Source organism: Rhizobium sp. B21/90 (assembly GCF_019355815.1).
GTDB classification, from domain to species: Bacteria; Pseudomonadota; Alphaproteobacteria; order Rhizobiales; family Rhizobiaceae; genus Rhizobium; species Rhizobium rhododendri.
The window spans coordinates 2,500,404-2,513,301 of record NZ_CP072162.1 but is presented as its reverse complement, the minus strand read 5'-3'; the positions used below and the strand labels follow the sequence as shown (position 1 = coordinate 2,513,301).

The window sequence follows — 12,898 nt, the reverse complement described above, 5'->3', positions numbered from 1 at the left end:
GGCCTAAGCGTCGCATTACTTTAATGGCCGGTCGCAGCGATGCGACCGTTTTCACCTCGCCTCAGCGAGTATCCCAGCGGTCAGGGCTGGCGTACGAGTTTCAGCGGCTTGCCACCATCCTCAAGCGATTTGTCGAAACTCCCGTCCGCCTTCATGTCGAAGGAGATCGACGTGCCGTCGTCGCTCATCAGTACCAGGCCGAAGCCCTCCAGCGCCCAGAGCGTCAGCTTCATATCCTTGAACTCTGCAGCGCAGTCACCGTTCGGTGACACCTTGGTTGTGCCGTCGCCGTCCTTGTCGCCCGTCAGCTTGAGCGCGCAGATAGGCTGTGTTCCCTCCGGTTTCTGGATAGCCCAGTTGCCGGCGATGCTTTCGATTGTCGGGACATGATCGATGGTACCCAGCGCGGGCAGCAGCCACATCGGTTCGCCGTCCTCGGTTTCCCAGGGTGATCCCTCGTCCTGGATGAAGTTGACCAGCGTCTTGTGGGCGGCATCGACGATCGACAGCGTGCCGTCCTCGGAAAGCGTCCATGCCGTCGCCTTGGAAAGTGCCGGTGCCGCCGTTGCGCAGGCTTCGGCGCCGGCAAGCGCGTAGCCGCCGGCAGCAGGCGTGGTAGCGAATGTCAGCAGGCATCCCTTGCTGCCGTTCTGCGGCGCTGCCAGCCAGTTGCCGGCCTGGGCCTTCAACTGGTCGGCATCCGCAGCCTCGACTGCGCTGGCAAATGTCAGCAGTGAAGCGGCACAGACCGCCAGGGCAAGGATAGGGCGCACGGCATTCTCCATCGGCTGCAGACCGTCGGGCCTGCCGATCAGGGTTTCAGGTAGGACCGCGCCGCATAGAGCGCGATGGCGGCGGCATTGGAGACGTTGAGCGACTTGATGGCGCCCGGCATGTCGAGGCGTGCGAGCACATTGACTGTCTCGCGCGTCTTCTGCCGCAGGCCCTTACCCTCGGCGCCCAACACCAGCGCAACCTTGTCGCCGGAGAACGTGCCCTCGAGCGGTGCCGGCCCGTCCGAATCAAGGCCTATCGTCGTGAAGCCGAGTTTGTGCAGTTCGCCAAGCGTGTCGGAAAGGTTCGTCACCTGGATATAGGGAATAAGCTCGAGCGCACCGGATGCGGATTTGGCAAGGACGCCCGATTCGGTCGGGCTGTGGCGCATTGTGGTGATGACGGCACCGGCGGCGAAGGCAACGGCGGAGCGCATGACGGCGCCGACATTGTGCGGATCGGTGACCTGATCCAGCACCAGCAGCAGCGGACTGTCTGTCAGCGCCGAGAGCTTACGCACAGGCAGCGGCCGGGTTTCCAGCATGACGCCCTGATGGATGGCATCCGGGCCGAGGATCTTGTCGAGGTCCTGCGGCGTGATCATCTCGACGGGGTAGGGCAACTGGTCGACGGGGCCGATATCGAGGCGCACCAGCGCGTTCTGGGTAACCGAAAGCTTCAGCAACTTGCGTTCGGGATTGTCGAGTGCAGCGCGCACGGTGTGCAGCCCGTAGAGCTGGACGAGATCGGGGGCGATCGGCGCAGGCTTCCAGTCGTCGCCGCCGGCGCGTTTGCGCTTCTGCGGCTGGGGCGTTGGAATTTCACCGCGTTCACGCTTGGCATCGCGATGGGCGCGGCGCAGCGTGGCGTAATGGGTATCCTTTTGCGAATGATCGCCGGACGTGGTTTCTGGGCCGGTAGGGCCGGGGGCTTTATCTTTGCTCATGCGGCTTTATACCCAGCGCTGCGATAAGCGCATAGTCCTTCTTTCATGTCTTGCTTTGATCGCGGGCCTTTCCGTTGGAGAGGAAATAATTTCGTCATTTTTGCACATTCCTCGTGTTGACAGACCGGAGCCGGGCGGTCATATACGCGGCGCAGTCACGGCGGCAACGTCGGGTCTGACAGACTTGGTCGCCAAGATCCGGATGGAATCTGGAGGGATGCCCGAGTGGTTAAAGGGGACGGACTGTAAATCCGTTGGCTCAGCCTACGTTGGTTCAAATCCAACTCCCTCCACCATTCCGTCATTGGATCTTGCACCCGCGGGTATAGCTCAGTGGTAGAGCAGCAGCCTTCCAAGCTGAATATGCGGGTTCGATTCCCGCTACCCGCTCCAGGGCCTTGGAAATCTAAATCACAATTCCCATCTAACGAGTTGAACCGACAAGCGCTTATCGCCCTGTCCGGAACATCCGCTGCATTCCGTCAAACGCACTGCTGTGTAGCTGGCGGCGCGCGACAATCGCCGGTCGCGGGCGAAAATCCGGCTGTGCAATTAAGTCTTGCGCTCCCGCATCGAAAGCCTTAAACGGCGGCACTAAACCGGTTCGCCGGGGTCACCAATCCTACGTTCATCAGGAAGCATTCAAATGGCAAAGAGTAAGTTTGAGCGCAACAAGCCGCACGTTAACATCGGCACGATTGGCCACGTTGACCACGGCAAGACGTCTCTGACGGCAGCGATCACCAAGTATTTCGGCGAATACAAGCGTTACGACCAGATCGACGCTGCCCCGGAAGAAAAGGCCCGCGGCATCACGATCTCGACGGCTCACGTCGAATACGAAACGCCTGCCCGTCACTATGCACACGTCGACTGCCCCGGCCACGCCGACTACGTCAAGAACATGATCACCGGTGCTGCCCAGATGGACGGCGCGATCCTGGTTTGCTCGGCTGCCGACGGCCCGATGCCCCAGACCCGCGAGCACATCCTGCTTGCCCGTCAGGTTGGCGTTCCCGCCATCGTCGTGTTCCTGAACAAGGTCGACCAGGTCGACGACGAAGAGCTGCTCGAACTCGTTGAGCTCGAAGTGCGCGAACTTCTGTCGTCCTATGACTTCCCGGGCGACGATATCCCGATCATCAAGGGTTCGGCTCTGGCCGCTCTCGAAGATTCGGACAAGAAGATCGGCGAAGACGCCATCCGCGCGCTGATGGAAGCCGTCGACTCCTACATCCCGACGCCTGAGCGTCCGATCAACCTGCCGTTCCTGCTGCCGATCGAAGACGTGTTCTCGATCTCCGGCCGTGGTACGGTTGTTACCGGTCGCGTCGAGCGCGGCATCGTCAAGGTCGGCGAAGAAGTCGAAATCGTTGGCATCCGTGCAACGACCAAGACGACGGTTACCGGCGTTGAAATGTTCCGCAAGCTGCTCGATCAGGGCCAGGCTGGCGACAACATCGGCGCGCTGATCCGCGGCGTCACCCGTGACGGCGTCGAGCGTGGCCAGATTCTCTGCAAGCCAGGTTCGGTCAAGCCACACAAGAAGTTCATGGCTGAAGCCTACATCCTGACGAAGGAAGAAGGCGGTCGTCATACTCCGTTCTTCACCAACTATCGTCCGCAGTTCTACTTCCGCACGACGGACGTGACCGGCATCGTCTCCCTGCCGGAAGGCACGGAAATGGTCATGCCTGGCGACAACGTCACCGTTGCTGTCGAACTGATCGTGCCGATCGCCATGGAAGAAAAGCTGCGCTTCGCTATCCGCGAAGGCGGCCGTACCGTCGGCGCCGGCATCGTAGCCTCGATCGTCGAGTAATAACGACCGGTCTATCGAATTGAACAAGGCCTCGCTGGCGACAGCGGGGCCTTTTCACGTCTGGAGTTTGCTGGACGTTCATGAGGAAGCCAGAGACGGTTACTGGCAGTCGATCCGGGTGACGATGCCGCCGTCCAGCGCGAATATCGCGTCCTGGGGCACATCCAGGCCCAGCGCATCCGCCTGCTCCAGGTCAGCGTAGATTCCCCGGATGACGCGTCCGGCGACGCCGTGCGAGACGATGATCTTGTTCGCGGCCGGGTGGCGTTTGACTTCCGCAAGCGCCTCCAGCAGGCGTTCCGCAAAGCCCGCGAAGCGCTCTCCGTCGGGCGAGTGGAAGAACCATTCGAAACGGCTGAGCCCGTCGAGGGCACCTGGCCATTCCATCTCGATTTCGTATGTTGTCAGTCCGTCCCAGCAGCCCATGCCGATTTCCATCAGGCGCGGATCGAATACGATCTCGTCACCAAAGCCGGCGGCGCCTGCGATGATGGCGGCCGTGTCTGCGGCGCGCCCGAGCGGGCTTGAGAAGATGGCCGTGCTGTCGGGATCGATAAGACCCCGAAGCGTCGCGCCGACACGCTCGGCCTGCTGTCTGCCGGCGCGGTGAGGCCGGAATCGACCTGGCCTGCCAGCGGCCTGCAGCATTGAATTCGGTCTGGCCGTGTCTGACGAGATAAATCATTAGAGGTTATTGGCGAGGTAGTCCGGCCGCTGTCAAGGGCGACATTGGAGCGAAGGCGCGAAGCTCATCATGCCGCTCAACAGCGCGAATGCGAATCGCATGCGCCGCCGACTTGTCCTGCCACGAAGCAGGGGGCTCAATCCTGATCGCACTCAGCTCTGTATGCGGCTGCTATCGCTTGCATCTCGTACCGCGCGTCTGAAAAATATCCGGCAAGTTTCTCGCTTCCACAGGAGGCGTAGCTGGCGTCGCTCCTTGACGTCCCACGGCAAGGCGTCGTGGTGACGGAAAAATCCAAAATCGGACTTGCCAATTTATGCCGCGCGCCGTAAAGGGAGCGCCATGCTTCCGAAGGGCATCCGGCGATATGCTGGCAGTGCCCGGAAAAAGCCTCTAGGGGTATAGCTCAGTTGGTAGAGCGGCGGTCTCCAAAACCGCAGGTCGTAGGTTCGAGCCCTGCTGCCCCTGCCATATTTTCCAAAATCATATCGACCCTTAATAGTGTCTGGCAAATTCCGGACCAGCATCGGCACATTACCCTGACATCTCGATCTCGACACTGCCGCCAGCATCCGGCGGCGCAAATATTCCGTGGGCATCTTGATCGCTATTCGATCGATCCACATCTGCTCGTCAGTATCCGCGTCAGGCATTGACCGCGACGGTCCACGCCCAATCTGCATTTCCATCGATGCGTAGGGGGTGAGGCTGTATTCTCATCTTGGAGCCAAGACCGCCGCTGTGGCGCATCCGTGTCATCAACTCATAACCGTCAGGAAAATTGGATTGAAAACGGACTATGCCTTGCCAACTGCCGGTTCCCGTATTCGGGTCATAGATCTCGAAACCGGCGGCAACGGCCCCAATGATGTCTGCGAGATCGGCTGGCAGGATGTAAGGCTCGGGGCGGATGGTCTCTGGCATGTTGGAGAAGAGCGCGGCGGCCTGATGGTCAATCCCGGCCGCCCGATCTCAGCCGCGACGATGGCAATCCATCATATCATCGACGAGGACGTCTCGGACGCGCCATTGTGGAGGGATGTCGCCGGGCGTGTGCTGAGGCCGGAGGGCGGCGTGCTGGCCTTGGCGGCCCACCGTGCGTCTTTCGAGCAGCGCTACTGCACACCGCGCCATAGCGGCGGCGCAGCATGGATATGCACCTGGAAATGCGCTCTCCGCGTCTGGCCCCACCTCGCGAGCTTCTCGAACCAGATGCTGCGCTACCAGAGGATGTCGGAGGGCCTTGTCCGCGAGCTCGGCCTGCCAGCCCATCGGGCGACACCCGATGCCTATGTTACCGCTCACCATTTGCGCGACCTGTTGAACGCAGCCCCGCTTGAGCAGCTTCTTGCCTGGAGCGTGGAGCCAGGGCTTTTGCCTCGGGTTCGCTCAGGACCCGACCGCGGCAAGGGCTGGGACCGTCTGAGCCCGGAAGCGCTGCGGGAATTTGCCAAAGACCGCGATGTCGATATCCGCTTCAGCGCCGAAACCGAATTGCGCCGCAGGGAAGGGACAGGTCCTCTGCCTATTGTTCCTCCAATAGGGCAGGGAAGGCTGTTTTGACGTACGGAGACGGTGATGATTCAAGGAGCGGAACCGCCGCAAATGGGCTGGACAAGCTTTCTTCGGGCGCATGCATCTTTTTCGCGGGAATTGCGTTGTTAGGCTTTAGATTAAACCGAAAGGCAACGACCATGGATCCGATTACCAAAACCGCCGGCGCCAAAGACAAGCTGGAGTCGCATTTGGCCGAGATGGAAGCCCGGGCGATGGATGGCGGCCCAGCGCTGCTCGATGCTCCCCGCATCGACCGCCAGGCTCGCCTGCAGGCGCTCAGGGACGAGGTTGCCGATCTGCAGGAGACGGTGGCCGGCATAAAGGCGAGGGTGGCCCGCACGCGGCAGCAAGCGGTATCCGTGGTCAAGTCGGGAGCGGAATGGGCGGATGCCAGCGCGCATGCTCAGCTCGGTTCCTACCCTTGGGCAAAGCTGGCTGGCGCCTCGGTCGCCACATTTGTCGGCACCAGGATTTTGCGCATGCTTCCCCTCGGCGGCATTCTCTCGATTGCAGCACCACTGATCATCTCCCAGATCAAGGCAAGGAACGCCAAGCGCTAAAATTAATTGCAGCGATTTCCCGCACTGCGATCCCGTTTGAAATCGTAGTGCGGGCGCGCCTCGGGCTAGGGGCTTTCACCTACAGTGGTCGCCCATGCAGACATAAAACGTTAATTATTACTCTTTGACGTTGACATCCCCGGTGGTTACGCCTATCTAGACTTCATCGATCTTTTGCTTGCTGAACTTTGGTTGCCGCGCGATTAGCACCGCGCCTGACGAACTTCCCTTTCAAAATACATCGTTATCACCGCCTGCAGTGCTTCTGGCATTGCGGTATTCTAAAAATGCTTTGAAAAGGGTTCATCATCATGACCACAGGCACAGTAAAATGGTTCAATTCCACTAAGGGCTTCGGCTTCATCCAGCCTGACAACGGCGGCGACGATGCTTTCGTCCATATCTCCGCTGTAGAGCGTGCTGGTATGCGCGAAATCGTTGAAGGCCAGAAGGTCAGCTACGACCTCGAGCGCGACAACAAGTCGGGCAAGATGTCTGCTTGCAACCTCCAGGCTGCATAATTTAAAGCTTTCTTCTTCGCCTTGACCACGGATGTACTGGCACTGCGACGAAAGAAATCTCTTTAAGGCCGGGTTTTCCCGGCCTTTTTCACGTTTTTCTAATATTGCGATAGGACCCCGTCATGGCAAATGAAACATCGAAATCCCGCGAAGAAGCCGAAATCGCGTTCGCAGGGACGCAGACCCATTTCTATGCGCGCGGCCAAGCCGCTGAAGAACTCGACGCCATGGTCGCCGACCGCGAATCCAAGACCGCGCGCTTGCGCGAAGCCCGTCTCGCCAAGGATCGCCGCGATATGATTGCCGCGACCGCAGCAAGGCTTCAGAAGCGCTCTGCGAAAGCCTGAGCTCCCCAGTATAGCAATCTGCCGTCAACGTTATCTAGAGGCTGCGAAACCGTCGCAGCCTTTTTGCGTGAGACGGAATGCGTTGCGAGCGCGGCAGTTTCGCTGTGACGATAGTTGCCGCGATCCCGTCAGCTGCAACACTCAATCGCTGACAAAAGCTTCACTCAGCATTTCATTGAAATCTGTTCTACCGCTCTGAAAATCGGTGTGATCACAAGCAAACGCCGATATCTGAATTGACAGATACCGGCGCCGATAAGGCTGACTGATTGTAGTCGGTCGGTGGCTCCGACTAGCGGGTGGCGCCCCAGATAAACGCCAATGCCGCGACGATCGAGACCGCCGTCAATGGATTGTCAGTGACTGTGGTCTTCACATCGTCAAGGATACGGTTGAAGCTGAAACCGGTTGCAACGCTGCTTGGTTCGTCCTTCCAGTCGCGGACCCTTTCGGCCTCGCGCGAATCCGCCCGTCCCTGAGGGATCCCGCTGATGGACTGCGAGACCGGGTCGGACGCCGGAAACGTGTCTTCAAGTCCCTGTTCGAGAGAATCCTTGCCGAGCACGCGCTGGACATTCTGCTCCTTGAGCAGGGACGCGACGGCTGGCGAGATAGGATCGTTCGGCATGATATTCCTCCTGGATTGTAAAAACTCCCGCACTTATTGCAGGAGCTGAGCAAAGCTCTTTTCGTCTGGTACCTTGCCGTCTGGCGTCAGGTCATTGACAGCCTTGGGGAGATCCTGTGACAGGCGGCTCAGCAGTTCCTGCTCGCTCAATCCCGTCTTTTCAGTCAGTTCCTTGATGACATCCGGTCCGAGCGCCTGCGACAGCTGCTGGTTATCGATCGGCGCGTTATCGCCGGGCGATACCCATGAGTTTGCAGCATCGCCGTGACCGTTCTGCTGGAATTGCTCCAGCAATCCGCCAAGCCCACCGCTGAGGATGCCGCCCGCAGATCCACCGCCGAGCAAGCCTCCAAGGCCGCCTTGCGTCAGACTGCCGAGCAAGCCACCGAGCCCGCCGGCCTGATCCTCGCTTTGTTGCGTGCCGGGCTGCTGGGGCGAGGGAGCCTGTCCGCTCTTGGTGAGGTTGCGCAGCACCTCCGCAATCTGGTCACGATGCTGATATCCTGCGACAGCGAGGACACCGAGGAGTGCTTTCATGGGGCCAAGGTTCATCATTCATCTCCCAATATTGATCGTAGTGAAGAATGCCGGCGACGTCGGATTGTTCCGCCTGCCAGCTGCGCCGTCGCCGCAATCTCTAGTGCGGCAACGGGCATCTCGGTTGTATCCCTGAGAGGAGCGGTCAGAACATTTCATTGCGCACGCCTTTACACGCAGTTCGCGTCCTGCCGTCGCTGCTCTAAAGCCTGTCCTCCCGGACCCAGACACTGACGTTTCCGCCGTGCGTCGGAAACTGGCCCTTTCCGTCCTCGCCGACTTCTATCCTGTCGTCTCGGTGGCCAAGGAAATCCACGAACACGCCGCCGGCATGACCGGTGCCGAGCTCCACAGTCTTTTCGCCGGCCTCGCCATTCGAGAGGACCACCACGCAGCCCGGCGCATCGGCGGTACCGTGGCGCACAAAGCCGATGCAGTTGGGATCGTCGAACAGGTCGGTCTGGCCACCGTTGGCAAAGCGCTTCCTGGCTTCCACCAGTCGCGGCAGGCATTCGATCGCCGGCATGTCGACAGACCGCTCATCGCCGTCCTTGTCATCCGTGTAGCTCGCGCCGTAGAGATCCGGATAGAAGACGCATGGTGTTCCCTGCTCACGAAGCAGGATGAGCGCGTAGGCGAGCGGCTTGAACCACGGCTCGACGGCCGCCTCGAGTGATTGCAGCGGCTGTGTATCGTGGTTGTCGACAAGAGTGACGGCGTGCTGGGGAAGGGCCGACACCAGCGATCCATCGAAGATCGTTCGCATGTCGAAATCGCCGCCCTGCTTCGACGCTTCGTGGAAGCGGTGGTGGAGTGCCACGTCGAACACCTGCAGTTGGTGATCGACTAGCTCGAGATAGCTCTTCAGGACTTCCATGTCCGGGTGCCAGTATTCGGCGACGACGAAGAGGTCGCGGCCGGCCGTCTCCCTCATGTGCCCGACCCAGTCCCGGAAGAACCAGGCCGGAATGTGCTTCGCCGCATCCAGGCGGAACCCGTCGAGCGGTAGCTGCTCGGAGACCCAGCGGCCCCAGTATTTCAGCTCCTCGTAGACGGCGTTGTTGCGAAATTCGACATTGGCACCCATCAGGTAGTCGAAGTTGCCATTTTCTTCGTCGACCTGATCGTTCCATTCGCCGTCGCCATAGTCGTTGACGAGCCGGAAGATGCCTTTTTCGTCGGGCTCCTCGATGACATCGACGCCGCTGAAGCACTTCATATCCCAGATGAACTTGGAGTGCTCTCCATTGCGGCCGGGGAAGGTGAACCGCGTGTAGGCCAGAGCCTGGAATGCCTCGTCGTCGATCTGCGTCCTGTCTTCCGCATTGACGCGGCGTACCTTGACGCTTTCCTTTTCGTCGGCGCCCATCTTGTGGTTCAGGACGACGTCGAGAATGACGCCGACACCTTTGGCTTTCAGGCTGGCAGCTGCATGTTCGAGGGCTGCCCGGTCACCGTATTTTGTGGCGACGGTGCCTTTTTGCTCGAACTCTCCGAGATCGAACAGATCGTAGGTATCGTACCCGACGGAATATCCGCCGGCGGAGCCCTTGTAGGCTGGCGGCAACCAGACGTCGGTAATGCCGATATTGGCAAGACTTTCGGCCTTTTCAGCCACCTCGTTCCAGAGCCGGCCTCCATCCGGATAATACCAGTGAAAGAACTGCATCAAGGTGCGACCGGCCATGTCTATTTATTCCTCATGAATCGACGTGCCCATAACGGTCGGTCTTCAGATCTGTTCCGCGTCCTGCCGATACAACACGCATGCCCCGTGCGGGATGCGCCCTCAGCGAGGAACCGTCTCGACATTCTTGCGATCACCGGTCAGTGACAGCGCCAACGCGGTGCAGACGGCACCCGACAGCAGGTAGGCGCCGATTGCCCATATGCCGACATGGGTCGCCAGCGCGAGCACGATCAGGGGCGCAAATGCAGCGCCCAGGAGCCAGGCTATATCGGAGGTGAATGCCGAGGCCGTGTAGCGAAACTGCGGTGCAAATCGGGTCGCAACGGCGCCAGACGATTGGCCGAAGGAAATGCCAAGCACGAAGAAACCGATGAGCAGGAAGACATTCTGGCCGGCCTGCCCGAGTGTCAGCAGGAAGGGTGCTGCAAAGGCAAATATCGCGATTAGCAGCGCTCCCAGCAGCAGCTCGCGCGGCCGGCCGATCCGGTCGGCCAGCAAGCCGGAGAGAATGATGCCGACGACGGCAAACACCGATGCGCCGACCTGCCAGAGCAGCATATCGGCAGCACCGCGCCTGTCGGTGGCCACGCTCCAGCTCAGCGGAAAGATGGTGACGAGGTAGATGGTCGCAAAAGCCGCGAGTGGCACGAAAGATCCGATCAGGATCTCGCGTCCTTGCGTGCGGATCGTCTCCAGAACCAGACGCGGCTGCAATTCGCGTTCCAGCAGCGCCTGCTCGAAGGCCGGCGTCGCAACTATGCGAAGACGCGCAAACAAGGCGACGACGTTGATGGCGAAGGCGACAAACAGCGGATAGCGCCATCCCCATGACAGGAAGTCATCGTCAGACAGGTTACCGACGAAATAGGCGAAGAGGACGGCGGCAAGAGCAAAGCCGATGGGCGCGCCGAGTTGCGGGATCATAGCGTACCATCCCCGCTGGTCTGCCGGTGCGTTCAATGCGGAGAGCGAAGCCAGGCCGTCCCATGCTCCGCCGAGTGCGATCCCCTGGATAATGCGGAACGCCGCAAGCATGACGATGACCGGCATGCCGATCTCATCGTAGCTTGGCAGGAAGGCAACAGCTGCCGTCGATCCGCCAAGCAGGAATAGAGCAATGGTGAGCTTGGTGCCGCGACCATAGTTCCTGTCCACCCACATGAAGATGAGCGATCCGAACGGGCGGGCGATGAAGGCGAGCGAAAAGACGGCGAACGAGCAGAGGATCCTGTTCGTCTCGCCGTCGATGAAGGGGAACATCAGGCGGGGAAATACCAGAACCGAGGCGATGCCGTAGACAAAGAAGTCGAAGAACTCCGACGTTCGCCCGATGATGACGCCGATGGAGACATTTGCCGGAGCGCTCGTCTCGCCGCGATGGAGGTCGCGGGCGTCTTCCTCCAATGTCGATGACTTGGGGTTGGCATGATCTTGGCTCATCGTCGTCCCTCGCTCTTGCAGTCCGATATCAAGCCGCAACGCAGGCGGGCAAAATTGGTTGCGCACCATATTGAACAATATCTCTGCTTTTCACGCCAGCGCATCATTCGGTTCTACGAATGGAAGGCATCGTCGAGTAGAGGGCTTACGTGGGCGATCTGCAACCCAGGCTCTATTTCAGAGGGAAAGCACTTGAATGTCCGCAAGGTGGCGTGCTAAAGCACCGCAGCCGAAGCCGGCAGAGAATTCTCGGGGGCAATTTTAGCCGCGCCGGGGAGATCCTGTTGTTTAGGCCTTATAGATGCCGATCTGACCAGCGCGAAGGTTTCGCTGCTTCTCGGGTCGGTTTGCTGCATCTGCGGCAAAATTCGTGAGCGACTGATTCATCTCTTGTTAAAAAGGGAATCGGTCGTTATGTAAGGGTTCAACAGACACGCGGTGCGTGGGGCTGACTCGTTCAGCTTTACGCGCCGTAATTGCGTGGGCAGTCAATGGCATCCAAATCGAATCCGCTCGTGTTTCTCCGGCAGGTCCGCTCGGAGACGGCGAAAGTTACGTGGCCTTCGCGTCGTGAAACGGTGATCTCCACCGTCATGGTGCTTGTCATGGTGGTATTCGCGGCAATGTTTTTCTTTGCTGCCGACCAGCTTATTGGCTGGATTCTTGGTTACGTGCTGCAGGCCGGCAATTAATATCGAGTGGAGATGAAGATGGCGGCACGTTGGTACATCGTCCACGCTTATTCTAATTTTGAAAAGAAGGTTGCCGAGGACATCGAGAACAAGGCGCGTCAGAAGGGTCTGTCGCACTTGTTCGAGAAGATCCTCGTGCCGACCGAAAAGGTGGTTGAAGTGCGCCGCGGCCGCAAGGTCGATGCAGAGCGCAAGTTCTTTCCGGGCTACGTCATGGTTCGAGCTAACCTGACCGACGAAGCCTATCACCTGATCAAGAATACGCCGAAGGTCACTGGCTTCCTCGGTTCCGACAACAAGCCGGTTCCGATCCCCGACAGCGAGGCTGATCGCATTCTCGGTCAGGTCCAGGAAGGTGTCGAGCGTCCAAAGGCCTCCATCTCGTTCGAGATCGGCGAGCAGGTTCGCGTCTCCGACGGTCCGTTCGCCTCTTTCAACGGCACGGTACAGGATGTCGACGAAGAGCGTTCGCGCCTCAAGGTGGAAGTCTCCATCTTCGGCCGCGCCACGCCGGTCGAACTCGAATACGCACAGGTCGAGAAGGTCTGAGTTTTCTTGAATTCACCATCCGTCATTTGCGTGACGGATGGTGTGCGGCGTTTGCCGCAAGCGCGTGGAAGGGCAGGGCTCTAGCCGAACCTGACGTCCGTACCACGCAACCGCAGCCGCCGGAGCGATCCGGCATCAACGGCCGGGCAA

At 59.7% G+C, this 12,898-nt stretch carries 14 protein-coding genes and 3 tRNA genes; 10 read left to right on the top strand and 7 right to left on the bottom strand.

The window, feature by feature from the left end; all coding sequences use genetic code 11:
• Positions 1–80: 80 nt before the first annotated feature.
• Positions 81–773 carry an AprI/Inh family metalloprotease inhibitor gene (locus tag J5278_RS12015; protein WP_209183597.1) on the bottom strand — a complete coding sequence of 231 codons (693 nt, stop codon included), beginning with the start codon at positions 771–773 and terminating at the stop codon, positions 81–83.
• A 38-nt stretch (positions 774–811) separates the two neighbouring features.
• Entirely contained in the window at positions 812–1,720 is a 909-nt protein-coding gene (locus J5278_RS12010) for an RNA methyltransferase (RefSeq protein ID WP_209183598.1), read from the bottom strand.
• Between the two features lie 211 nt (positions 1,721–1,931).
• Between J5278_RS12010 and J5278_RS12005 the strand changes: the two genes are divergently transcribed.
• From J5278_RS12005 to tuf, 3 genes are all read left to right on the top strand, one after another.
• Positions 1,932–2,016 (top strand) — tRNA-Tyr (locus J5278_RS12005).
• A 23-nt stretch (positions 2,017–2,039) separates the two neighbouring features.
• Positions 2,040–2,113, top strand: a tRNA-Gly gene (locus J5278_RS12000).
• Between the two features lie 253 nt (positions 2,114–2,366).
• Positions 2,367–3,542 (top strand): elongation factor Tu, encoded by a 1,176-nt coding sequence (tuf, locus tag J5278_RS11995; protein ID WP_142822264.1) that lies wholly within the window; start codon positions 2,367–2,369, stop codon positions 3,540–3,542.
• Between the two features lie 99 nt (positions 3,543–3,641).
• Here the strand turns inward: tuf and J5278_RS11990 are convergent, their stop codons facing one another.
• On the bottom strand, positions 3,642–4,190 hold the full coding sequence (locus J5278_RS11990) for a histidine phosphatase family protein (protein WP_247749753.1): 549 nt from the start codon (positions 4,188–4,190) through the stop codon (positions 3,642–3,644).
• Positions 4,191–4,622: 432 nt separating this feature from the next.
• Here J5278_RS11990 and J5278_RS11985 point away from each other — a divergent pair.
• From J5278_RS11985 to J5278_RS11965, 5 genes are all read left to right on the top strand, one after another.
• A tRNA-Trp gene (locus J5278_RS11985) sits at positions 4,623–4,698 on the top strand.
• 315 nt (positions 4,699–5,013) lie between these two features.
• Positions 5,014–5,790 carry a 3'-5' exonuclease gene (locus tag J5278_RS11980; protein ID WP_247749754.1) on the top strand — a complete coding sequence of 259 codons (777 nt, stop codon included), beginning with the start codon at positions 5,014–5,016 and terminating at the stop codon, positions 5,788–5,790.
• Positions 5,791–5,921: 131 nt separating this feature from the next.
• On the top strand, positions 5,922–6,344 hold the full coding sequence (locus tag J5278_RS11975) for a hypothetical protein (RefSeq protein ID WP_209183060.1): 423 nt from the start codon (positions 5,922–5,924) through the stop codon (positions 6,342–6,344).
• 311 nt (positions 6,345–6,655) lie between these two features.
• The gene (locus J5278_RS11970) at positions 6,656–6,865 is read left to right on the top strand and encodes a cold-shock protein (protein ID WP_111220660.1); all 210 of its coding nucleotides are present in this window, start codon (positions 6,656–6,658) and stop codon (positions 6,863–6,865) included.
• A 122-nt stretch (positions 6,866–6,987) separates the two neighbouring features.
• Entirely contained in the window at positions 6,988–7,212 is a 225-nt protein-coding gene (locus J5278_RS11965) for a hypothetical protein (RefSeq protein ID WP_111220661.1), read from the top strand.
• A 292-nt stretch (positions 7,213–7,504) separates the two neighbouring features.
• On the opposite strand, the gene J5278_RS11960 is transcribed toward J5278_RS11965, so the two are convergent.
• The 4 genes from J5278_RS11960 to J5278_RS11945 all read right to left on the bottom strand — a co-directional run bounded on the left by J5278_RS11960 (position 7,505) and on the right by J5278_RS11945 (position 11,507).
• Entirely contained in the window at positions 7,505–7,840 is a 336-nt protein-coding gene (locus J5278_RS11960) for a hypothetical protein (RefSeq protein ID WP_209183061.1), read from the bottom strand.
• 33 nt (positions 7,841–7,873) lie between these two features.
• Entirely contained in the window at positions 7,874–8,392 is a 519-nt protein-coding gene (locus J5278_RS11955) for a YidB family protein (RefSeq protein ID WP_209183062.1), read from the bottom strand.
• Positions 8,393–8,579: 187 nt separating this feature from the next.
• On the bottom strand, positions 8,580–10,064 hold the full coding sequence (amyA, locus tag J5278_RS11950) for an alpha-amylase (RefSeq protein ID WP_209183063.1): 1,485 nt from the start codon (positions 10,062–10,064) through the stop codon (positions 8,580–8,582).
• 102 nt (positions 10,065–10,166) lie between these two features.
• Entirely contained in the window at positions 10,167–11,507 is a 1,341-nt protein-coding gene (locus J5278_RS11945; RefSeq protein ID WP_209183064.1) for an MFS transporter, read from the bottom strand.
• 491 nt (positions 11,508–11,998) lie between these two features.
• Here J5278_RS11945 and secE point away from each other — a divergent pair, with 491 nt between their 5' ends.
• Positions 11,999–12,199, top strand: coding sequence for a preprotein translocase subunit SecE (gene secE / locus J5278_RS11940; RefSeq protein ID WP_111220666.1), 201 nt, complete (start codon positions 11,999–12,001; stop codon positions 12,197–12,199).
• Positions 12,200–12,217: 18 nt separating this feature from the next.
• Positions 12,218–12,748: a transcription termination/antitermination protein NusG gene (nusG, locus tag J5278_RS11935; RefSeq protein WP_142822272.1), complete on the top strand. Its 531-nt coding sequence runs from the start codon at positions 12,218–12,220 to the stop codon at positions 12,746–12,748.
• The last annotated feature ends 150 nt before the right edge of the window (positions 12,749–12,898 follow it).